We start from the raw sequence: 22,498 nt of genomic DNA on the forward strand, positions 1-22,498 counted from the left end.
GATGCGCGGGCTCGGCGTTGACCTGGTCTCCCTCCCTGAGTTTGCCGCTCAGGTGAGGGAGCCGGGTTCGGCCTTCCTCAGCGGCGTCCTGACGCCTAGGGAGGCCCGCCGGGTCCGCGCCCGCGCCGGTGCCACCTCCGGTGCCCAGCCCGGTTCCGCCCGCTTTGACGAGGCAGTTGCCCGCCACGCGGGCGGCCTGTGGGCGGTGAAGGAAGCCTTCATTAAGGCGTGGTCGTGCGCGCTGTTTGGTTCTCCTCCCCCAATCGGTGCCGACGAGGTGGACTGGCGCGAGATCGAGGTCATCAACGACGAGTGGAACCGCCCCGCTCTGGCTCTGCACGGACGCATCGGTGCAGCATGCGAGGAGTCACTCGGAGCGCCCTCCACGTGGAAGGTGCTCGTGTCCATCAGCCACGACGGGACGAGCGCCATCGCGCAGGTTGCGGTCGTGGACGTGCCCGCCTAGGCGACATCGGGCGGCGCGTCCGCGCCGCCGTCAATAGGCTCGAGCTCCTCGCTTTTCGGTGCCTCAGCACCGGCGCGATCCAGCGCCGAATAGTCGAAGCACGACGAGCTACTCTCACCCAGTCCCGAGGAATCCTCCTTGCATCCCGTGTGTTCCTCCAACGTGACCGCAGGAGTGAGGGTGCCTTGAGCATCGGCACTCGGAGCATGAATCGTGGGTACGATGCCCGGGGTCCTTGAATCATCCAGTGGGATGCCTGTCCCCTCGCCTGGCGCGACCGCTTGGGAGTGCGGCTCGTGCGTCAGCTCGCCCTGGGCACTCCCGGCTTGGGACGTGACCTGGGAATCCGACCCCGCCCTCGTCGAGTAGGGATCCCCCTCCGTCCCGCCCGCCGCGACGTCGGTCGAGTGCGTGCCATTTTTCGTGAACTGGGAGGTCCCCCGTGCCAGATCGTGGCCGACCGAGGAGGCCCGGTAGACGATCGATGATCTGACCTGCCCCGCCCCGTCGATCCAACCGTTGGGCACGGGGCGGGCGACCACGATGACGGGGTCGCCTTTGCGGCAGCTGCGAAACACGTTGGCTGCTAGGGTGTCCCAGGTTTCGACCGTGTACCAGTAGGCACCGTCCTCCACGTAGGAGGCCTTACCCGTCCCGGTGTCACTCGTGAAGCGCCATTTCGTGATCGCGAGTCGGAAGGTTGTCACGCAGATGTCACCCTTGACGTGCTTCATCATGGGTTCCGATCCGATTCGCCCCTTCAGGGTCGTCGATATGTCCTGCATCGTTGCATCCTTTGTCCGTTCTGGCCGGCGCTGGCCGGATGCATCCAGGAAAGCCCCGCGAGTCGTGCCCCTCAAGCGCTCGGGCACGCCCTGTGGACGACGGGCGTACAAAGCGCACCCCTGTGGATAGGGCACGGCCGTCGGCACTGCCTGTGGATGGCACTCCCGCATAGCGGGGACAGCAAAGCGGCGACACCGCCGTGAGGGTGCCGCCGCTGGGCGTCAAGATGGAGTTCAGGCCTCGGTGGCCTCGCCCATCGCGGGAATGCCAAGGGCGAGGACCTCGCGGGCGACCTCACGGGCGCGCTCCGTCGTGACCGACTCGGCCGGGAACAGCACGCGGCGGTAGTACTCCAGCTCCTGAATGGACTCAAGAATGTCGGCCAGCGCGCGGTGGCCGCCGTGCTTGTCCGGCGACTCGGCGAAGGCGGCGCGGTACCAGCGCTTGGCCAGCTCCTTGATGGAGGAGACGTCCACCAGGCGGTAGTGCAGGTGGTCGGTGACGGAGGGCATGTTGGCCTCGAGGAACATCTTGTCGGTACCCACCGAGTTGCCCGCCAGAAGTGCCTTGCCCTGCTGGGGAACGAAGCGCTTGATGTAGGACAGGACCTGTTCGGTTGCCTCCTCCATCGACACTGCCGAGGTCTGCAGGTCATCGAGCAGCCCGGAGGAGGTGTGCATGTTGCGCACGAAGTCGTTCATGTTATCGAGGGCTTCGGCGGGCGGCGTGATCAGCACGTCCATGCCGGGGTCGACGATTCGCAGGTCGCCGTCGGTGACGACCACGGCCACCTCGATGAGGGCGTCGCGCTCGACGTCCAGGCCGGTCATTTCGCAGTCAATCCAGACCAGTGGGTCTTTCAGAGTTTTCACACCCTCTATGTTAGTGCGCTCTGGGTCATACGGTTGGGTGGGCCGAATGTGCGGTGGCCACTACTACACTAGAGGGGTATTGGAAGGAGTTCTCATGACCGCTAGTTCTCGCGCGACCTCACCCACAGACATCCGCCAAGCCGCCACCGCGCTGGAGGGGGTTGCCGTTCGCACGAACCTGGATCGTTCTGAGCGCCTGTCCGATGAGGCCGGCGTCGACATCTTGCTCAAGCGCGAGGACCAGCAAAAGTGCCGTTCCTTCAAGGTGCGCGGTGCCTACGCGCGCATGTCGCTCCTGTCCCCCGCCGAGCGCGAGCGCGGCGTCGTGTGCGCGTCGGCCGGTAACCACGCGCAAGGACTGGCCTACGCCTGCGCCCACCTGGGTGTACGCGGCACCATCTACCTGCCCTCGAACACGCCTCGCCAGAAGCGCCGCCGTATCGCCACGATCGGCGGTCAGTGGGTCGAGCAGGTCATCGTCGACGGCACGTTCGACCGCGCAAACGCACTCGCTCAGGAGGCGGCGCGCGCGACCGACCGCACCTACGTCCATCCCTACGACGATCCCTTCACGATCGCTGGCCAGGGCACGATCGGCGTCGAGCTTGAGGAGCAGATGCCCGAGGACACGGCTGCGATCCTGATCCCCGTGGGCGGCGGTGGCCTCATCGCCGGCATCGCGACGTGGCTGCGCGCCAATCGCCCGGAGGTGAAGATCATTGGCGTGGAACCGGCGGGCGCGGCGTCGATGCACGCCGCCCTCGAGGCGGGGCAGCCGATGTCTCTGGCGAAGGTCGATCCGTTTGTGGACGGCACGGCGGTGGGCCGCACGGGTGCCCTCCCCTTCCATATCGCCTCCCAGTTTGTTGACTCCGTACTGGTCGTGCCCGAGGGTGCGGTGTGCACGGAGATGCTGGAGCTCTACCAGTCCGACGGCGTCATCGCGGAGCCCGCGGGTGCGCTCGCGTCGACGGCCGCGCACGTCTATCTGACGGACCCGGCGGATCGCAAGGCTCTGCTGGGTCGCTCCGACGGCGCGATCGTGTGTGTCGTGTCGGGCGGTAACAACGACCTGACGCGCTACGCGGAGGTGATGGAGCGTTCGCTGCGCCACGAGGGTCTGCGCCATTACTTCCTCGTGACCTTCCCGCAGCAGCCGGGCATGCTGCGCGTGTTCCTGTCCGATGTATTGGGTCCCGCGGACGATATCGTTCACTTCGAGTACACGAAGAAGAACAACCGCGAGCTCGGGCCCGCACTGGTGGGAATCGATTTGTCGAACCCGGATGACATCGACGGGCTTCGACACCGCATGGAGTCCTCGCCTCTACACGTGGAAGAACTGCCACTGGATTCGGAAATCACGCGGCTCGTGATCTAACAGGATCGGACAGAGAAGCACACAGGGGCGCGGTTTCTCCGGACGAGGCCGTGGCCCCTCTCCCCTTTTCGTCTGTCCCGCTGCGTGGCTGGGCTGGGAGCCGCCCGAGGTCGATGCTGCGCTCCCGCGAGCGGGGCGCGGCAGGGTGCGGCGGCTGGGTCCGCCGCCGAGAGGAGATCAGGCGGCGAGGGTGACGGGGCGGCTGACGCGCACGCGCACGGAGGGTGTGGAGTTGAAGCGGTAGCCTTCGCCGCGGACCGTGGAGATCAGGTCGGGCAGGATGGACAGCTTCTTACGCAAGCGGCGGATGTGGGCGTCGACGGTGCGCGAGTCGGAGCCGAGCTCGGAGTCCGCCCACACGGAGGCGAAGAGTTCGTCACGGGTGACGCAACGATCGGTGTTGGCGGCGAGGTGGGCCAGGAGGTCGTGCTCCTTGGCGGACAGGCCTGCGTCGCGTCCGTCGAGGATCACCTGTCCGCGGTCGAGGTCAATGTCGATGCGGGAGGAGCTCAGTCGCAGGCCGGCCAGCACATCAAGGAAATCCTCGTAGGAGGTGGGGGTGTCGTTGTCGGCGCGGACGGAGGCGGCAGGGGTGTTGACGAGTGGCATGGGTGTATCCGATTCTTCGGGGCCGCACTCCCACTATCGGCGTGGGTATATCACTGCGGCGGTGATTGACAGGGGATCTGGGGCGTCAATCACATACACATTCGCGACATCATGCCACCGCAGGGGCAGCACATGGGGTTCGCGAAGGTCGTCATGGTTCAAGTCTGTCGGACGGTTTACGTCCGAGCAACACAATGTCCACACAGCGAGACTGTGTAACAGCCTGTGTTGACGGGGCGGCCGAGCCGCGACTCCCCCAAGCCACCCTCACAATGACGACAAATCGGCGAGATGACGGGGATGAGAAGCCATATCGAACAGCGTGAGCGCACTGCCCCGAGGGCCGGCGCTTTCGCACACCGTTACGTTGGCGGGCAGGGGTGCATACCCACACACGCCGGTGGGCGTTGACCCATCGTGCACATCCGTTGATGCGTATACGGTGAGGGGCGGGACCCATCGGGCCCGCCCCTCACCTATCGCCTAGAAGAACACTCAGCTCTCCAGGCCGCGCTGGGCACGCACTTGCCGAGTAGCAGAGACAAGATTGTCCAGCGACGCCTTCGTTTCCTCGTAGCCACGGGTCTTAAGACCGCAGTCGGGGTTGACCCACAGGCGTGAGACCGGCACGGCGTCGGCGGCCAGGCCAATGAGCTCGGCGAGCTCCTCGGTGCCGGGGACGCGGGGGGCGTGGATGTCCCACACGCCGGGGCCGATGCCGTGGTCGAAGCCGGCCTCGGCCAGCTCGGGTACGACCTCCATCTTGGAGCGCGCTGCCTCGATCGAGGTGACGTCGGCATCCAACCCCTTGATGGCGTCGATGATCTGGCCGAACTCGGAATAGCACAGGTGCGTGTGGATCTGGGTGTCGGGACGCACCGAGGAGGTGGCCAGGCGGAAGGAACCCACGGACCAGTTGAGGTAGTCGGCGTGGCGGTCGGCGTCCAGGGGCAACAGCTCGCGCAGGGCGGGTTCGTCCACCTGGATGGCGGCGATGCCGGCGGCCTCGAGGTCGGACACTTCGTCGCGCAGTGCCAGGCCGATCTGGTCGGCGATCTCGCCGAGCGCCAGGTCGTTGCGCGGGAAGGACCACGCAATGATGGTGACGGGGCCGGTGAGCATGCCCTTGACGGGCTTGTCCGACAGCGACTGCGCGTAGCTGGTCCATCCCACGGTCATGGGCGCGGGACGCGAGACGTCACCCCACAGGACGGACGGGCGCGTGCAGCGCGAGCCGTAGGACTGCACCCAGCCGTTGCGGGTGGCCGCGAAGCCGTCGAGCAGCTCGGCGAAGTACTGAACCATGTCGTTACGCTCGGCCTCTCCGTGAACGAGCATGTCGAGTCCCAGCTCCTCCTGGAGCGTGATGACCGATGCGATCTCCTCGCGCATGCGTGCCTCGTAGTCCGCGTCGGACAATTCGCCGCGCGCGTTGGCCGCACGGGCCTTGCGAATCTCGGTGGTCTGCGGGAAGGAACCGATGGTCGTCGTGGGCAGCGCAGGCAGGTGCAGGCGCTCGGTCTGCGCCGCCTCGCGCTCGAGATAGGGCTCGCGGGTGCGGTCGGCGTCGGTTAGGGCAGCGGTGCGGCTGCGGACCTCGGGGCGCACGACGCCGGGGGCGGCGGCGCGTTCTTCCAGGATTCGGGTGGCCTCGGCGACCTCTGCGTCGATGACCTCCCAGCCCTGGTCCACGCCACGGGCGAGGGCGACAACCTCGACAACCTTTTGGTCAGCGAAGGCGAGCCAGGCGTGCAGGTTCTCGTCGAGGGTCGCATCGTCCCAGGTCTCCAGCGCGGTATCGTGGGGCACGTGCTGGAGGGAGTTGGACGTCGCGACGGTGACGCGGGCGGCACCCAGGGACTGCGCGCGCTTGAGGATCTCACGCAGCTCGGCCAGGTCGGCGCGCCAGATGTAGCGGCCGTCGACGGCACCGACGACGAGGGTGACGCCCGACAGGTCCGCGCCCTCGGGCAGCGAGCCGCGCAGCGTGTCGACGTGCAGGGCCTCGACGCCGGTCTTCGCCAGGGCGGGCAACGCGTGGGAGGCGTCGCCGTAGGGGGTGGTGAGCAGGATCTGGGGACGCTCTGTGGCGGCGGCCAAGCGCTCGTAGACGCGGGCGGCCAGCTCGCCCAGCTCGACGCGGGTGCGCGAGAGGTTATCGGAGGTCAGGGCCGGCTCGTCGAGCTGGACCCACGGGGCGCCCGCGGCGTGGAGGGAGGCAAGCGCCTCTTCGTACGCGGCCACGGCCTCGTCGATGCGGGTGAGCGGGTCGAAGTCGGGGGTGGCGGGGTCGGCCTTGGCCAGCGCCAGGTAGGTGACGGGGCCGACCAGGACGGGACGGGTCACGTAGCCCCATTCGCGGGCGTCGATGAAGCGGCGGGTGACCGTGTCGTCGGCGAAACGCAGGGGCGTGTCGGGGCCGATCTCGGGGACGAGGTAGTGGTAGTTCGTGTCGAACCACTTCGTCATCTCTTCGGGTCCGACCTTGTCGTCGCCGCGGGCGAGCGCGAAGTAAAGGTCCAGGCCAGTACGGCCGTCGAAGCGCGGCGGAATGGCACCCAGGAGGATCGTGGCGTCCAGGACGTGGTCGTAGAGGGAGGGCGCGTCGGCCAGGGAGGCATCGGTGGGGTTCAGGCCAAGCTCGACGAGGCGCGCGAGGTTGGCCTTGCGCAGATCGTTGGCGGCCTGGGTCAGCTCGGCCTCGGTGATGCGCCCGGCCCAACGGGCCTCGAGCGCACGCTTGAGCTCGCGGCCGCGTCCGATACGCGGATAGGCCAGGATCGTGGCTGTGGGAAACTGCGCGGGGGCAGCGGACATGGTGTTCTCCTTGGGTGTGCTACTCGTTCGGCGTGCGCGGGATAGCCCCGCACCCTGCCGCAGGGTGGATGGTGGGAGCGCTCAGGCGCTGGTGTCGGGGGCACAGTCCTGGGACCGAAGTGGGTCAGGCGTGACTCCCATGAGGGCCAAGATGTCCAGGACGGGCTTGGACCTGTTGAATGTGTAGAGGTGGACGCCGGGTGCGCCCGCCTCCAAGACGGAGTGGATGAGGCGAGAGCCGAAGACGGCACCGAACTCGTCGCGCGCGTCCTGATGGGGGTAGTCGGCAAGCGTGGTGAGCAGGTATTCGGGGACCTCAATGCCGGTGAGGTCCTGGACGCGGCGCAGGCGCGCCGGGTCGGTGGCCGGCAGCAGGCCAGGAACGATCGGGATGGTGACGCCGGCGCGCCTTGCGCGATCGACGAAAGAGGAATAAACGTCGGCGTCCCAGAAAAGCTGGGTGATGGCGAAGGATGCGCCGGCAGCCTGCTTGACGAGGAGTCGTTCGACTTCCTGCGCGGGCGTGGTTCCCGCGGCAGGGTTGCCCGCGGGGAAAGCCGCGACGGCGATCGTCAGGGGTTTGAAGGCGGAACGCAGGGCCTCACCCGGGTGGGCGTCGCAGCGGCGCTTTTCAACGGTGCGGATCAGGTGGATCAGCTCGGTAGCGCTGGCGACGCCGCTGGGACCGGGCTCCCAGTCTTCCTGTCCGACCGGCGGGTCGCCGCGCAGCGCCAGGAAGGTGCGCACGCCCGAGTCCAGGTAGTCGTAGACGGCGGAGACGACCTCGTCGGTCGAGTTACCTACGCAGGTCAGGTGCGCGATCGGCTGGATCGGGGTGTCTCTCACGAGGCGATGGACCGTCGAGCGGGCGTTGGAGCGATCTTTGCCGCCTGCACCGTAGGTGACGGACATGAAGTCGGGGCGCACGCGCAGCAGCTCATCGACCGTCTTCCAGAAGGGTTCTTCCAGGGAGGGCTTGCGCGGGGGCATGACCTCGAAGGACAGGAGCGTGGGTTCGTGGTCGTGGGTACACGGACAGGCGTAGGCGTCGTCAGAGAAGGGCACGATGGGACTCTCGGGTAGCGGCTGGCCCTCACGTGGGTGCGCATCGGCGCTGGTGGTGATGTGGTGGCGGGAGCGAGCCTGGGCAATGGCGGACGGCGGTGTCAGTCAGTTGCACATTCGGGCACGAATCGACCCGCACATGCGACGAGTGGTGTTCGTTCGTGCGTTCATGCTCCCAGTATGTCCGGGTTCGTATGCACCGTGCATTCGCGGTCCGCACAACGAGCATTTGTGACAGGACCGTCTCACAGGAGATCGAGAGATGTCAACGCCAGTGGCGCCTCCGACAGGACTCGAACCTGCAACCTCGGGATTAGAAGGCCCTTGCTCTATCCATTGAGCTACGGAGGCATAGCGCGGTGCGCCGCCTGTAAGACTAGCGGAGGTTAGCGCGCCTTTCCACCAGCACGCCCGAGCAGGAAAGCAAGCAGTGGGAACAGGAGCACCGACATGGCACCCGCGACGACGAGCAGCGAGGCCAGCCACGACGGTAAAACGCCCGTCGCGACCCCCACCTCGGTAACGGCGACGATGATGGGCAGGCCAGTCGCGCCGTACAGGCCGATACGCGTCGCATCCAGCCATCCGACCCCTTCGATCGAGCCGTGGAAGCGTTCGAGGACGACGATGGGGGCGCCACGTACGAGAAGGATGGCACCCACGAAGGCGATGAGCAGGAGGGGGTAGCTGGCCACCGCGCTGATCGAGATGTTCATGCCGGAGGTCACGAAGAAAATCGGGATGAGAAAGGAGAATCCGAGCGTGCGCAGCTCTGCCTCGACCATCGTGAAGTTTCCGGGTGCCAGAGCCCGCACGATGATGCCGGCCGCGAAGGCACCGAGTACCATGTCCAGGTCCATGACCGCAGACAGGGCCATCAGGCCGGTGAGCACCACCATGACGACGCGCATGAGCGTCTTTTGCGAGGTCTGCGAGCCGTGCAGGATCGTGCGCCCAATCTCGGGGTGGCGCAGGACGAAGCGGGTAGGAATCGCGACGGCGACGATGGTGGCGAGCACGAAGACCAGGAGCACAATCGCCGACGCCCACGGGCTGCGAGCCGACAGCAGCAGCGACATGGCGACGATGGGCGCGAGCTCACCGACGGCACCGTGGACGAGGACGGCCTTGCCGATCGTGGTCTTCATGACTCCTGCCTCCATGAGGATCGGGAGCAGGGTTCCGAGCGCAGTCGACGTCAGAGCGATGGCGAGCGCAACGTACGTGGCGCCGGCAACCCCTGTCGTGCCCGACGCGGCGACCGCAGCCCACGACACCGCCAGTCCGATCGCGAAACAAACGAGCCACGTGAGCAGGGAGCGCTTACCAGCGCGCCCATGCACCTGCGTCACGTCGATCTCGGTGCCCGCGATCAGAAAGAGCATACCCATGCCGACCTCACGGAACACCGAAACAGGTTCGGTGAGCGTGGCCAGCCCCGCCACGTTGGGGCCGACGAGGACGCCGAGAATCAGCAGCCACACGACGTCGGGCACACGCTTGCGCGTCAGGGACGACAGGAGGGGTGAGAGCGCAGCAGCTGCGGCAATCACGAAGATGGAGACGATCGATCCCTCCGTATCGCTCGTCGTCGATGCGGCGACGAGGCTGTGACCCACTCCCCCGCTCACGGCAAGACAAGACGTCGGCAGGCTCATGTGCATTCCTTTTCGGGTCGTCGCGCCGAGTGTGCGGTGCCGACCATCAGGTCTGTTGGCGCACGCTCAGGGCTTGAGGGCATGACAAAGGCCCGGGACCACAAGTCCCGGGCCTGAGCGTGGATGCGAGGTCAGCCCTCGATGTCCAGGAGGCCGTTCTTGTAGGCCTTGGCCAGGCGGCGGGGCACGCGGATCTCACGGCCGGCAACCTTGACGGTGTTCAGCTCGGTAAGATCAGCCTTCCAGGTAGACCGGCGGGTGCGGGTGTTCGCACGGGACATCTTGCGCTTGGGAACTGCCATGTCTTACCGCTCCTCTTCTTTCTCGACGACGATTCTGATCGGTGCGCCACGCGGGCGCACGGCGACAACCCGACAAGACTACCACGGACCGGGCACTGAAGCACATCGCGGAAGGCTACGCGCCTGCGATCCTGGTTACAGACTAGCGAAGCGCTCTCTCCCTTAGACTGGGCGCATGTCCGCTCTTCGCACGCTTGCCTCCGGCACGCTTCTCACCCACGAGATCGAGATCAAGCGTTCCCGGTTTATCACGACGCTGGCCAGGACGGACACCCCCGAGGAGGCCCGCGAGCTCATCGACGCGGTTAAGTCCGAGCATCCTCAGGCCCGCCACAACTGCTCCGCTTACCTCATTGATCCGCCGGACGCCGCACCGCTGCAGCACTCCTCGGACGACGGAGAGCCCTCGGGCACGGCGGGCACCCCGATGCTCGAGGCGCTGCGCGCCTCCGACACATGGAACGCCACGGCGGTGGTCACCCGCTACTTCGGCGGCATCCTCCTGGGCGGAGGCGGCCTTGTGCGCGCCTACTCAACGTCTGTCTCCGAAGCCCTCGCCAATGCCCCCATCGCCTACCTGGTCGGGCGAGACGTCCTCGAAACACAGCTGAACCCCGGTGACGCGGGGCGCATCGAGGCCGAGCTGCGTGGGCGCGGAGCCACGATCGTCGACACCATCTGGGGCGCGAACGTGACGCTGCGCGTCGCGATCGATCCGGCCGCCCGCGAATCGATTGAGGCATGCCTGGCCCAGGCCTCGTCCGGTGTTGCAAAGTTTCGCTACGTGGAAACACGTCGGATTGAACTAGACGAGGCCGAGAACGCGGGATGACAATTCAGGGGTACTACTGATCGTGGAAGGACCTCTCATGGCTCGTATTGCCTCCACCGTCGCCGATCTGATCGGCGCCACCCCCCTCGTCCGAATCAACCACGTGGCCGGTGACGGCGTCGACGTGGTCGCCAAGGTCGAGGCCTTTAATCCGGCTTCCTCCGTGAAGGACCGCATCGCCCGTTCGATCATCGACGCGGCCGAGGCCTCGGGTGCTCTCGCCCCCGGCGGCACAATCGTCGAGGCAACTTCCGGTAACACGGGCATCGCCCTGTCGATGGTGGGCGCGGCCCGCGGCTACAAGGTCGTCATCGTCATGCCCGCCTCGATGTCCGTCGAGCGCCGCGCGATCGTGCGCGCATTCGGCGCCGAACTGGTCCTCACCGACCCCAAGGGCGGCGTCTCCGCAGCCGTCGCAGAGGCAGAGCGCATCGCCTCCGAGCGTCCCGGCGCCATCATCGCCTCCCAGTTCGCCAACCCCGCAAACCCCGCCGCGCACGTGGCGCACACGGGCGAGGAAATCTGGGCTGACACCGACGGCCAGGTCGACGTCTTCGTTGCCGGCGTGGGCACGGGTGGCACCATCTCGGGCGTCGCGAAGGTCCTCAAGGCCAAGAACCCGCACGTGCGCATCATCGCCGTTCAGCCCGCCGAGTCTCCTTTGCTGACCGGCGGCACGCCCGGCCCACACGGCATCCAGGGCCTCATGCCCAACTTCGTGCCCGAGACCTTCGACGCGGACATCGTCGACGAGGTCATCTCCGTAGAGACCGCCCACGCGCTTGAGTTCGCGCGCCGCGCCGCCGCCGAGGAGGGCCTGCTTGTGGGCATCTCGTCGGGCGCTGCCCTCGCCGGCACCGCTGCGGTCGCTGCTCGCCCTGAGCTGGCCGGCAAGAAGATCGTCACGCTCCTGCCCGACACGGGTGAGCGTTACCTCTCGACCGCGCTCTTCGCGGGCCTCGAGGACTGATGTTTTCCTCGTAACGCGCTAAGGTGGCCCCGGATGGAATATCCGGGGCCACCTGAGCGTTTCCCGCCTAGCCGACCATCCAGGAGGAACCAGTGAAGCTCACCGTTAACGCCCTGTCGAAGACCCTGTCGCGCGCCCTGCCCACCAAGGCGCTCGGGCTCTTCCGTGAGGACCTTGTGACGGCGCATCGCCGCGACCCTGCGGCCACCTCCGCCCTGGAGATCGCACTGACCTACCCGGGTGTGCATGCACTGTGGACACACCGCGTCTCGCACGCACTGTGGACCCATGGTGCCCGCACCCCCGCCCGGGCCCTGTCCTCCCTCGCCCGCGCGTTCACCGGCGTTGACATTCACCCCGAGGCACGGATCGGTCGACGCGTCTTCATCGACCACGCAACGGGCGTCGTCATCGGCCAGACGGCCGAAGTCGGCAACGATGTCGTTATCTTCCACGGCGTCACCCTGGGTGGAGTAGCCATGAGGCCGGGCAAGCGCCACCCCACCGTCGGCGACCACGTCATGATCGGTGCCGGAGCGAAGGTCCTCGGCCCCATCAACGTGGGCACGGGCGTCAAGATCGGCGCGAATGCGGTCGTCGTCAAGGACGTGCCCTGCGGAAACGTCGCGATCGGAGTGCCCGCGCGCCTGCTTCCCAAGCCCGAAAAGGACACCCACGATCGCGACCTGATTGTCGATCCGAACTGCATGTTCGAGGAACCAGCCCTCTACATCTGAGATGCGTGCCCTTGTCTCGCCCACGGCTCACGAATAACATTCAAGAGCCGTGACAAAGTGAGCACCCTCACCTATAGTTGGTTTATGGAAGCTCGAACTCTACATGCCCCACTGGACGCGTTGTCAGCGGCGAATCGGCCCCAGGGTATTGAGATCGCCACGCTCACAACATTCGACATCCCCGCGCTCGCGGTGCTCACCCTCGAGGCGTACGACGACGCCGTCACGCCAGAGGCGCTCTTGGAAACCTCCGAAGAGCTACGCCTGACGTTTGAGGGCGCATTCGGGGCCACCACGGAAGACTCGTTCATCGGCGCGTGGGACGGAGGGACGCTCATCGGAGCGATCCTCGTCGTGCGCGAATCCCCCTGGGATGACGCGCCGGACGGCCCCTTCGTGGTCGACCTGATCGTCGCCCCCGACTACCGCAGGCGCGGCATCGCAACCGCCCTCGTGTCCGAGGTTGCGTCGCGATGCTCGCAGTGGGGATTCGACACCCTCACCCTGCGTCTCGATACGCGCCACGGCGGGGCACACGAACTCTACTCGGTCCTCGGATTCGAAGAGATCGCCTGATAGAAGGCGAGGAGTGCGAGCCTGCCGGCCCGCACTCCCCTCCTGCGTCGCGTTGTGCCCTCAGCGCTGGCAGGACGGACACCAGAACAGGCGTCGGTTCTGCATGAGCGCCTCACGGATCGGCGTCCCGCACCGCAGACACGGCCGATCGGTGCGGTGGTACGCATACCAACGCGAGGCCTCCTCGTCGCCCTCGATGGGCGGGTTGGGTGCCTCCTGCGGGTCCATCGTGTCGAGGCGACCAGCGGCCAGGCCGCGGTTCATGAGGTCGCAGACGAGGACCCACAGCTCGCGCAGGCGCTTGAGCGAAATGTTGGCTCCCTTTCGGTGCGGAGAGATGCCCGCAAGGAACAGCGCGTCGGCGCGGTAGATGTTTCCCACGCCCGCGATGATCGACTGATCCATGACGATCTCGCCGATCGCGCGCTTCTTGGCGTGGGCGACGCTGGCGAAACGATCCATCGCCTCGCGATCATCTCGGGCCCCGGCATCCAAGGGGTCCGGTCCCAGCTTCGCCTCCGCCTTGATACGCTCCTCGTCGGTGATCAGGTCGCAGCGGTTCGGCCCCACCAGGTCGGCGACAGCGTGGTCGTTGAACAGGCGCAGGCGCACGGCTCCGACCGGCTCCGGCGGCTCCCACTCCCCCGCCTTGGCCTCTCCAAATCCCTCGCCCCAGCGGGTTTCGGAATGACCGTTCCACTCCCCCTTCGGGATGTTGGGAATGCGGTGGGCGACGCCGTGGCCCTCGTCAACGACGGTCTCGTCGCCGTTAAAACGCCACCATCCGTACAAGCCCAGGTGGATGTGTACCCACCGATCGGGCCAGGGGGCTTCCTCACCGAGAAGGGGTTCCCCGCTGCCTGCAGCGGCACCTTCCAGGAGGGCCACCCCGGCCTCGTATGTCTCCCCCGGGGTGGGCGGGACGAAGCCAATGAACATGTGCTTGCCGTGCACGCGAACCCGCTGCATGACCCACCCGTCCAGGAGGGCCGCGGAAGACGCAAAGCGCCCCTGCGGGGACGAAGCCGAGACGGTACCCCCGACGAAAAGCTCGTCGAGGGTACCGGCTAGGCGACGGACTGCATCGCCTTCAGGCATGTGACCTCACTTCTTGACGACGACGTTGACCAGCTTCGGCGCGCGAGCGATCACCTTGAGGGGCTCGCTGCCGTCGAGGGCCTTCACGATCGGGGACTCGGCCAGGGCTGCCGCGATGAGGTCGGCCTCGGAGATGGAGGGGGCGACCTCGATGCGCGCCTTCACCTTGCCGTTGACCTGGACGACGGCGGTGACCGTGTCTTCGACCAGGAGCGAGGAATCCTCGACGACCGGGAAAGGAACGCGGGCGAGGGAATCCTCGTGACCCAGCAGGCTCCACAGCTCCTCGCACAGGTGCGGGGCGACCGGGGCAAGCATGAGGATCAGGGGCTCGATGGCGTCGCGCGGGACGGCGTCCAGGCTGGTCAGGTGGTTGTTGAGGACGATGAGCTTGGAGATCGCGGTGTTGATACGCAGGTTCTCATAATCTTCGGTGACCTCGGCGATCGTACGGGCCACGAGGCGACGAGTCTTGTCGTCCGCGGGCTCGTCCGTGACCGTGAGATCGCCGGTTTCCTCGTCGACCGCGTTACGCCACAGGCGCTGCAGGAAGCGCTGGGAGCCGACGACGGCGCGGGTCTCCCACGGGCGCGACAGATCGAGGGGCCCCATGCTCATCTCGTACACACGGAAGACGTCGGCACCGTAGGCGTCGTACATCTCGTCGGGCGTGACGATGTTCTTCAGGGACTTGCCCATCTTGCCGTACTCGCGATTAACGGGCTCGCCCTTGTAGGTGAAGCCGCTCGTCTCGTCGCCCTCAACCTCGTCGGCGGGCACGTACTGGCCGCGCTCGTCCGTGTAGGCGTAGGCCTGGACGTAGCCCTGGTTGAAGAGCGTGTGGTAGGGCTCGGAGTCCGGCACGTGGCCCAGGTCGAAGAGGACCTTCTGCCAGAAGCGCGAGTAGAGCAGGTGCAGCACGGCGTGCTCGACGCCGCCGACGTACATGTCGGTGCCGCCGCTGACCTTGCCTTCGCGCGGGCCCATCCAGTAGGCGAGGTTTTCCTCACCGGCGAAACGATCAGAGTTCGTCGGGTCGGTGTAGCGCATCTCGTACCAGCACGAGCCCGCCCACTGGGGCATCGTGTTGGTCTCGCGGCGGTACTTCTTGGGTCCCTCGCCCAGGTCCAGAGTGACATTCACCCATTCCTCGGCGCGGCCGAGCGGGGCCTCGGGCGAGGAGTCGGCGTCGTCCGGGTCGAAGGTGCGCGGGCTGTAGTCGCTGACCTCGGGCAGCTCGACGGGAAGCATGTCCTCGGGCAGGCCATGCGCGACACCATCCTCGTCCCACACGATCGGGAAAGGCTCGCCCCAGTAGCGCTGGCGGCTGAAAAGCCAGTCACGCAGGCGGTAGGTGACGGTGGCGTGGCCCAGGCCCTTGGCGACAAGCCACTCGATCATGGCGGCCTTAGCCTCGTCCTTGGCCAGGCCGTTCAGGTCGATCTCGTCGTTCGCGGAGTCCACGGCCACGCCGTCACCCGTGTACGCGCCAGCCTCGAGGTCGTGACCGTAGGGGTCGGAAGCGGGGCCGATCGTGCGCACAACGTCAAGGTCGTAGGCGCGCGCGAAGGCCCAGTCGCGGTCGTCGTGGGCGGGCACGGCCATGATGGCGCCGGTGCCGTAGCCCCACAGGACGTAGTCGGCGACGAAGATCGGGACCGCGCGACCGTTGACGGGGTCGATGCCCATCAGGCCGGTGAACACGCCGGTCTTGGTGCGTTCGTCGTCTGCGCGCTCGGCCTCGGACTTCGCTGCGGCCTGGGCGCGGTAGGCGCTCACGGCCTGCTTCGGGGAGGCAGCGCCGCCCGTCCACGCGTCCTTCGTACCCTCGGGCCAGGCGGCGGGCACGGTGAGGGCGGCCTCGTCAGCCGCGTCGCCGCCGACGGTTCCTCCGAGGATCGGGTGCTCGGGAGCCACGACCATGAAGGTCGCGCCGAACAGCGTGTCTGGACGCGTCGTATAGACATCCAGGGAGTCGAGGGAGGCACCGGCCTCGCGCGCGCCGGGCACGTCGAAGCGGACGGTCGCTCCCTCGGAGCGGCCGATCCAATTGCGCTGCATGGTGCGCACCTTCTCGGGCCAGTCGATCGTGTCGAGGTCGTCGGAGAGACGCTTACCGTAGGCGGTAATGCGCATCATCCACTGGCGCAGGTTGCGCTTGAACACCGGGTAGTTGCCGCGCTCGGAACGGCCATCGGCGGTGACCTCTTCGTTTGCCAGAACCGTGCCCAGGCCGGGGCACCAGTTGACGGGAGCTTCAGACACGTAGGCGAGGCGATAGGAGTCGATGACCTTCGCACGGGCGGCGCGATCGAGCGAGTTGTAGTCAGAGCCGTCCTCGGGGCGAATCTCGCCGGACTCGAGCTTGGCGATCAGCTCGGTGATCGGGCGCGCCGCGCCCTGGGAGCCGTCGGGCGCCGTGGCCTCGGGGTCGAACCAGGAGTTGAAGACCTGCAGGAAGATCCACTGCGTCCAGTGCACGTACTCGATGTCGGTCGTGGCAAAGGAGCGGCGCGAGTCGTGGGACAGGCCCATGCGGCGCAGCTGGCGGCGCATGTTCGCGATGTTCTGGTTCGTGGTGATGGCCGGGTGCTGGCCGGTCTGAACGGCGTACTGCTCGGCGGGCAGGCCGAAGGCGTCGTAACCCATCGTGTACAGGACGTTGTCGCCCAACATGCGGCGGTAACGCGCCAGCGTGTCGGTCGCAATGTAGCCCAGCGGGTGACCCACGTGCAGGCCCTTACCCGAGGGGTAGGGGAACATATCGAGGATGAAGTAGGGGTTGCGGGAGGCCAGCGGCCCGGCCAGATCACCCGTGGGGTTGTCCGCGTGGAAAGTGCCCAGCTCCTCCCAGCGGTCCTGCCACTTCGTCTCAATCTGACCTGCGAGCTCAGCGGTATAGCGCTGAGCAGGGGCACTGTGCGGATTTTCGCTCATCTATGCGTTCCTCGCTTAACGATGGGTCGCGTAACAATATTCCCCACCAGGGTAGTTCACGCCCGCCCGCCCCGCCGGACGCGCTCACCTACCGAAGCAGACGCGAATGGGTGACAATAGTCGCATGAGCACCGTCTTCGAAAACATCATCTCCGGCACCTGGTCCGGTCGCTTCGTGTGGGCCGACGATCTGTGCGTCGCCTTCGCGACGATCGAACCGACCTCGCCCGGGCACGTCCTCGTCGTTCCTCGCACTCCCTACGAGTCCTGGACCGACGCTCCCTCCGACGTGGCCGCGCACCTGATGAAGGTGGCACGCGCAATCGGGCTGGCCCAGAAGTCGGCTTTCGGCGTGGCGCGGTCGGGCCTCGTCATCGCAGGCTTCGAGGTGCCGCACACGCACCTGCACGTCATCCCTCTGCGCGACGAGTCCGACGTGCTGCTCTCGAAGGCGGCACCGGCGAGCGACGACGAGCTCGATGCCGCGATCACGACGCTGCGTGAGGCTCTGCTGGCGGCTGGTCACGGCGCTCACGTGCCTTCGTCGATGAAGTCCGCCGCTCTCGACTGAGCGATCCCGCTCCCCTGTCGCGGCTCCCCGCTGCGGTCGTCGAGATTGTACAAGGCTCCCTCCGGCCCGCTGGGTTCATTCGTGGGCCGGGCGGGCAAGAACGTATCTAGGCCTGGAAATCGAGCCACGCCTGAGCGCCTCACATCAGCCGGACGCGCGTGAGTGCTTCGCGATTGTCTCGCGGACGGTTACATCTCGGTCGCGTCAATCTCGCACGACAACGCCCGAGGCCTGGGCCGGATCGAGGATGAGCATGTTCCCGTCTTCGAGGAGGACCGTCACACCCTCGCCCCCGGAGGCAACGACGGTGATGCGAGCGCCGGGCACGAGGCCTGCCTCCTCCCATGCGCGCAGCGCATCGGGATCACGGTCGGGCAGTCGATCGATAACTCCCCCTGCGCTCACCTCGAGCGTGTCGAGCGGGTATCCGGCGACATCGTCACTGGTTCCGTCGGCGCGCGGGATTGGGTCCCCGTGCGGGTCGCGGCTCGGGTAGCCGAGTACGCGGTCGAGGCGGTTGAGAAGACGGTCGGAGACAGCGTGTTCGAGAATCTCTGCTTCTTCGTGCACCTCGTCCCAGGAGAATCCCAGGGCCTCGTGCAGGTATGTTTCAAGCAGGCGATGGCGGCGCACCATTCCCAGGGCGACGGCGCGCCCCTGCGGGGTGAGGCGCACACGGCCGTATCGCTCGTGGGTGACGAGGCCTTGGCGGGCCAGGCGCTGGATATTCTCGGTCGCAGTCGAGGGTACGACCCCCATGTGTTCGGAGACGTCCTTAGGCTTGACGCCGTCGCGGCCGGCTTCCTCGGCACCCCACACGAGCTTCAGGATGTCCTCCACGACCGCTGAATATGCGCTCGACGCGTCCGACATGGCATTCCCCTTTCGTCTGACACCCTAATTGTATGCGGCAGCGCACCACGGGCCCGCCACTCGTGCGACATAGGACACGGCACCCTTCATTGACTTGCACAGGGCGAGGTGCGCCTGTATATTTAATTCTCGGTTGCAAAACCCCCGCGTCATTAGCTCAATTGGCAGAGCAGCTGACTCTTAATCAGCGGGTTGAGGGTTCAAGTCCCCCATGACGCACAGCTTTCCCAGCTTCGCCTGGTGAGAGTTCCCGCGTCATTAGCTCAATTGGCAGAGCAGCTGACTCTTAATCAGCGGGTTGAGGGTTCAAGTCCCCCATGACGCACAAACAACCGGCGGCCTTCAAGTCGCCGGTTTTTCCTATCTGCTCTCCCTGCTGCGCCGGCTAGCCTCTCACAAGGCCCACCGCCCCGCCTCGTTTTCCTCCTACCACGGCTGCTGCCCCGTTAGATCTCCGACCATGCAACCAGCTGACGTGTCCCGGCGCGCGGTGACCCGCGGTCAAGTCCTGTGGAGTGGTGTAATCGTTTTGTGTCCTTCGGGTTGGGTTATGCGCTGAGTTGGAGTGGGGTGTCCTCTTGTTGGGTGGGTTGTGGTGTGAGTCGTGATCTGGTGAGGATGTCGAGGCTGAGGTAGCGTCGGCCTTCGGCCCATTCGTCGTTTTGTTCGGCTAGGACGGCTCCGACCAGGCGGATGATTGCGTGGCGGTTGGGGAAGATTCCCACGGTGTCGGTGCGTCGGCGGATTTCGCGGTTGAGGCGTTCATTGGGGTTATTGGACCAGATCTGGGTCCACACCCCGGTGGGGAAGAACGCGAACGCGAGGACATCTGCCCTGGCTTGATCGAGGTGATCACACACAGCGGGGAGCTTATCGCGGGGGTAGTCCAAGAGCCGGTCGTATTGAGCGTTGACCGATGCGGCGTCAGGCTGGCTGCACCGAGTGCAGCATCGCTGTGACGGCGGGCCATAGTGCTTTGGGGGTGACCGACATGAGATGAGCGGCGTAGTGGGTGCGGCATCGTTGCCAGGTGACTCCGGGCAGGTTGGCGGCGATGGCTTCAACCAGGCCCAGATGGGCGTCACTGGTCACCAGGCGCACGCCAGTGAGGCCCCGGGCGACCAGGTCAGAGAAGAACTCCTTCCAGGCTGGAGCGGTCTCACTGGTAGATACGCGTACCCCCAGCACTTCGCGATGTCCGTCATTGTTGACTCCAGTGGCAACCAGAACCGCGCACGAGACGACGCGTCCTCCTTCGCGCACTTTCATGGTGAGCGCGTCAGCGGCAACGAAGGTGAAAGGCCCGGCATCGTGGAGGGGCCGGTTGCGGAACTGATCCACGTGCTCGTCCAGGTCGGCTGCCATCCGTGAGACCTGGGACTTGGACAGTCCTGTGATCCCCAGGGTTTTGACGAGCTTGTCCATACGGCGTGTAGACACTCCTGCTAGGTAGCAGCCAGCAACCACTGTAATCAAGGCGCTTTCGGAGCGTTTGCGGCGCTGCAACAACCACTCTGGAAAGTAGGTACCTGAGCGCAGCTTGGGGATCGCCACGTCAATGGTGCCGACCCTGGTGTCCAAGGGCCGGTGGCGATACCCATTGCGCCTGGCCTGACGCTGCGGATCTTGTTGACCCCACTGGGCCCCGCACACCGCATCAGCGTCCGCTGATAACAACGCGTTAATGACATGCTGGAGCAAGGAACGCATCAAATCCGGGGATGCCTGGGACAACGCCTCGCCAAGCATGCCAGCAGGGTCGATAATATGAGGAGCGGTCATCGTTGTGCCTCCAAATCGTTTCGAGTCAGAAGTAGAGAGCTTTCTCGAAGGATCACACGGTGACCGCACCCATATCAAACGAGCCGACCACCACACGGTTACACCACTATGCGAGACGCTACTTGACCCGCTGATTCGCACGTTAACCCCTAGACATGCGCGTGGGCCTCTTGATTCGCACGTGGGCGGGGTCACCAGCACGCAACCTATCGGGTTTACGTGCGGGATATCGGGTTTACGTGCGGGATATCGGGTTTACGTGCAACTTAAGAGGCCCACGTGCAGCTCAGCCTCGCTGTCGCAGCCATGCCCTTTGCATCCACACACCCACCGAGCCTGCGCAGCGGTGCGTTCTGGATAGGAGCTTCTGTACTGGATAGCAGCGCCACCTCTGGAAGGGTTGTTCTCCTATCTAAAATGCAGTCTTGTCCCCACATCGTGACGCGGCTTCCAAAGCAGCGCCGCGACAGCCCTCGCACGATTCCTCGGCTCCACGCCACCACGACAGCATCCCGCGCGATCACTCCGCGAGCGATCGCATCGCCTTACGCGTGGGCGACGGCAGACCAGCATTACCGCACCAACGCGGTCTCACACCAGCGTGATCCGAGGCTAGCGCGGATAGCTGACGCCCACGCCGATAGGTTCCTCAGCTATCCGCAAGCGGGCAACCTATCCGCGTCATTCACCGACGGAGGGCACACAAGGTCTCCATCGCACGATGAGCTCGCAACCTTACCGTCAGGCGTCTGTCTTACCAAGTGCACCAATGCAACACGGTGCCGCGCCGCAAGGTAGAACTTTCATGGATTCTACAGCCTCCACAGCTGTCAATGAAGTACATCGCTGCGACCAGAAGTACTGCAAAACACGAAGAGCCGGAGACTACGAAGCGTACGGACGATATGGGCACAGGTGGATAACTTGTACACCGAGACTCAGACCGTGCCCACAACGCTGCCCGGCTGCCGTCTGCTTATCCACGTTGTGAAGATTCTAGTGTCACAGAGGCACACTTCAACCATCAGCTCCAAGACTCATCAATGTACGCCCACCCAATGCTGCAACGAGATCCACCTTCCCAGAAGGAGCAACGACACGCAATCCACAACCTCACTCAGTTCGCGACTCGGAGAAGCTACAATGCGAACCAGGAACATCACAGACGCCACTTGGCCACGTCGCACAACGTCGCACGCACATGGACATCAACGCTCTTTCTCTCGATACTCTGCTTCCCGCTATCACCGCAGCAACTGGTCTCCTGGCTGCTGGGGCTGCTGCTACCCAACTCTCATATCGACGCCGCATGATGCGAGCCGCAAGTTGGGCACAACAACAAATAGACAACACCGCCGGAGAACACAGACGTCACTTGCAACTGATGAAAAAATGGGCCGAGTCTGAAGTAGTGGCCTCCACTCTGGTCCCTGCATGGATCTTCCTGGAGCCAATCGGCCTATCGTCAGTTGGATTTCTAGCACAACTTCTCAAGAATCAGCCTCACCTCTTGACTCTACTAACATTTTTACTTTTCACCATGAGCTTTCGGAGAACAATACGTTTGTATTTAGAAAGACGCAGGTGCGCATCCGATTACTACACTGACCACCCTGTACACCCAGTCAACATAGGATTGTTGTCTCAAATGGAAGGCGGTACGCAGAGGGAAATCAAATACGCACTACTTATCGCAGCAGGGCTCACAGGCCTCTCGGCGTCTTTCGGCCACTATATCCGCAACGGAAGCTCCGTTTTTCTCCTCATTACCTTCTTAAGCTCTGCTCTTGTCGCGCACTCTGTAAAAGTTGTTCGACGCTGGGACAGGCATCCTTATCTAGCGCGTATTTGAGAACAAGTTCGAGCAAAGATACAGAAACTCGACGATCAACTCAAGCAACATGAACATCAGTATCATCATGTGAGAAATATTGCCGATGCCACATTGGACATGTCATTGTCATTCGAACAGCGCTCTCGTTGTAGAAAGACTCAATGAAGAGGATCATCTGATTAACAAGTCACATCTGACTCACCCAACGATGCTCCCCTCCGCCCACGGGCCCATGAGAACTATCCAACGGCACACGACCAATGATCCTCGTTTGAGCTCGATGTCAATCCCTCAATGATGGGCACAGAGCGCAGATTCGCCTCTTAGTTGCT

General features: G+C 65.1%; 18 protein-coding genes, 3 tRNA genes and 1 pseudogene. 10 read left to right on the forward strand and 12 right to left on the reverse strand.

The window, feature by feature from the left end; all coding sequences use genetic code 11:
* Position 1: 1 nt before the first annotated feature.
* A complete protein-coding gene (locus RDV55_RS00510) occupies positions 2 to 466 on the forward strand; it encodes a holo-ACP synthase (RefSeq protein ID WP_111823027.1) in 465 nt (154 codons plus the stop codon).
* Here RDV55_RS00510 and RDV55_RS00515 read toward each other — a convergent pair.
* Together RDV55_RS00515 and orn are read right to left on the reverse strand one after the other, a co-directional pair.
* Positions 463 to 1,251 carry a single-stranded DNA-binding protein gene (locus tag RDV55_RS00515; protein WP_111823026.1) on the reverse strand — a complete coding sequence of 263 codons (789 nt, stop codon included), beginning with the start codon at positions 1,249 to 1,251 and terminating at the stop codon, positions 463 to 465. The genes RDV55_RS00510 and RDV55_RS00515 overlap by 4 nt on opposite strands.
* Before the next feature lie 234 nt (positions 1,252 to 1,485).
* The gene (orn, locus tag RDV55_RS00520) at positions 1,486 to 2,133 is read right to left on the reverse strand and encodes an oligoribonuclease (protein ID WP_111823025.1); all 648 of its coding nucleotides are present in this window, start codon (positions 2,131 to 2,133) and stop codon (positions 1,486 to 1,488) included.
* Positions 2,134 to 2,218: 85 nt separating this feature from the next.
* Here orn and ilvA point away from each other — a divergent pair, with 85 nt between their 5' ends.
* A complete protein-coding gene (gene ilvA / locus RDV55_RS00525; protein ID WP_111823024.1) occupies positions 2,219 to 3,505 on the forward strand; it encodes a threonine ammonia-lyase IlvA in 1,287 nt (428 codons plus the stop codon).
* 177 nt (positions 3,506 to 3,682) lie between these two features.
* On the opposite strand, the gene RDV55_RS00530 is transcribed toward ilvA, so the two are convergent.
* From RDV55_RS00530 to rpmF, 6 genes are all read right to left on the reverse strand, one after another.
* A complete protein-coding gene (locus tag RDV55_RS00530) occupies positions 3,683 to 4,114 on the reverse strand; it encodes a winged helix-turn-helix domain-containing protein (RefSeq protein ID WP_111823023.1) in 432 nt (143 codons plus the stop codon).
* Positions 4,115 to 4,609: 495 nt separating this feature from the next.
* A complete protein-coding gene (gene metE / locus RDV55_RS00535) occupies positions 4,610 to 6,931 on the reverse strand; it encodes a 5-methyltetrahydropteroyltriglutamate--homocysteine S-methyltransferase (RefSeq protein ID WP_111823022.1) in 2,322 nt (773 codons plus the stop codon).
* Between the two features lie 81 nt (positions 6,932 to 7,012).
* Positions 7,013 to 7,996, reverse strand: a complete 984-nt coding sequence (locus RDV55_RS00540; RefSeq protein ID WP_111823021.1) for a methylenetetrahydrofolate reductase — start codon at positions 7,994 to 7,996, stop codon at positions 7,013 to 7,015.
* Positions 7,997 to 8,271: 275 nt separating this feature from the next.
* A tRNA-Arg gene (locus RDV55_RS00545) sits at positions 8,272 to 8,347 on the reverse strand.
* Positions 8,348 to 8,382: 35 nt separating this feature from the next.
* A complete protein-coding gene (locus tag RDV55_RS00550; protein ID WP_111823020.1) occupies positions 8,383 to 9,654 on the reverse strand; it encodes a cation:proton antiporter in 1,272 nt (423 codons plus the stop codon).
* Positions 9,655 to 9,785: 131 nt separating this feature from the next.
* Positions 9,786 to 9,956, reverse strand: coding sequence for a 50S ribosomal protein L32 (gene rpmF, locus RDV55_RS00555; RefSeq protein ID WP_111823019.1), 171 nt, complete (start codon positions 9,954 to 9,956; stop codon positions 9,786 to 9,788).
* Between the two features lie 175 nt (positions 9,957 to 10,131).
* Between rpmF and RDV55_RS00560 the strand changes: the two genes are divergently transcribed.
* The 4 genes from RDV55_RS00560 to RDV55_RS00575 all read left to right on the forward strand — a co-directional run bounded on the left by RDV55_RS00560 (position 10,132) and on the right by RDV55_RS00575 (position 13,071).
* Positions 10,132 to 10,788, forward strand: a complete 657-nt coding sequence (locus RDV55_RS00560; RefSeq protein WP_111823018.1) for a YigZ family protein — start codon at positions 10,132 to 10,134, stop codon at positions 10,786 to 10,788.
* 37 nt (positions 10,789 to 10,825) lie between these two features.
* Positions 10,826 to 11,758 (forward strand): cysteine synthase A, encoded by a 933-nt coding sequence (cysK, locus tag RDV55_RS00565; protein ID WP_111823017.1) that lies wholly within the window; start codon positions 10,826 to 10,828, stop codon positions 11,756 to 11,758.
* Between the two features lie 92 nt (positions 11,759 to 11,850).
* Positions 11,851 to 12,495: a serine O-acetyltransferase gene (gene cysE / locus RDV55_RS00570; protein WP_111823016.1), complete on the forward strand. Its 645-nt coding sequence runs from the start codon at positions 11,851 to 11,853 to the stop codon at positions 12,493 to 12,495.
* Positions 12,496 to 12,579: 84 nt separating this feature from the next.
* The gene (locus RDV55_RS00575) at positions 12,580 to 13,071 is read left to right on the forward strand and encodes a GNAT family N-acetyltransferase (RefSeq protein WP_111823015.1); all 492 of its coding nucleotides are present in this window, start codon (positions 12,580 to 12,582) and stop codon (positions 13,069 to 13,071) included.
* Positions 13,072 to 13,131: 60 nt separating this feature from the next.
* Here the strand turns inward: RDV55_RS00575 and RDV55_RS00580 are convergent, their stop codons facing one another.
* Positions 13,132 to 14,169, reverse strand: a complete 1,038-nt coding sequence (locus RDV55_RS00580; protein ID WP_111823014.1) for an Fpg/Nei family DNA glycosylase — start codon at positions 14,167 to 14,169, stop codon at positions 13,132 to 13,134.
* A 6-nt stretch (positions 14,170 to 14,175) separates the two neighbouring features.
* Positions 14,176 to 17,106 (reverse strand): leucine--tRNA ligase, encoded by a 2,931-nt coding sequence (locus tag RDV55_RS00585; protein ID WP_111823013.1) that lies wholly within the window; start codon positions 17,104 to 17,106, stop codon positions 14,176 to 14,178.
* A gap of 124 nt (positions 17,107 to 17,230) precedes the next feature.
* On the opposite strand from RDV55_RS00585, the gene RDV55_RS00590 reads away from it, so the two are divergent.
* The gene (locus RDV55_RS00590) at positions 17,231 to 17,677 is read left to right on the forward strand and encodes an HIT family protein (protein ID WP_111823012.1); all 447 of its coding nucleotides are present in this window, start codon (positions 17,231 to 17,233) and stop codon (positions 17,675 to 17,677) included.
* A 204-nt stretch (positions 17,678 to 17,881) separates the two neighbouring features.
* Here RDV55_RS00590 and RDV55_RS00595 read toward each other — a convergent pair whose 3' ends face one another.
* Positions 17,882 to 18,550, reverse strand: a complete 669-nt coding sequence (locus RDV55_RS00595; RefSeq protein WP_111823011.1) for a metal-dependent transcriptional regulator — start codon at positions 18,548 to 18,550, stop codon at positions 17,882 to 17,884.
* A gap of 146 nt (positions 18,551 to 18,696) precedes the next feature.
* On the opposite strand from RDV55_RS00595, the gene RDV55_RS00600 reads away from it, so the two are divergent.
* A tRNA-Lys gene (locus RDV55_RS00600) sits at positions 18,697 to 18,769 on the forward strand.
* Between the two features lie 33 nt (positions 18,770 to 18,802).
* Positions 18,803 to 18,875: transfer RNA gene (locus tag RDV55_RS00605), tRNA-Lys, on the forward strand.
* Positions 18,876 to 19,098: 223 nt separating this feature from the next.
* On the opposite strand, the pseudogene RDV55_RS00610 reads toward RDV55_RS00605, so the two are convergent.
* Positions 19,099 to 20,332: pseudogene (locus RDV55_RS00610) on the reverse strand (IS256 family transposase).
* 1,201 nt (positions 20,333 to 21,533) lie between these two features.
* Between RDV55_RS00610 and RDV55_RS00615 the strand changes: the two are divergent.
* Positions 21,534 to 22,184, forward strand: a complete 651-nt coding sequence (locus tag RDV55_RS00615; protein ID WP_133256508.1) for a hypothetical protein — start codon at positions 21,534 to 21,536, stop codon at positions 22,182 to 22,184.
* Positions 22,185 to 22,498 lie beyond the last annotated feature (314 nt).

The organism is Schaalia odontolytica (genome assembly GCF_031191545.1).
GTDB lineage: Bacteria > Actinomycetota > Actinomycetes > Actinomycetales > Actinomycetaceae > Pauljensenia > Pauljensenia odontolytica.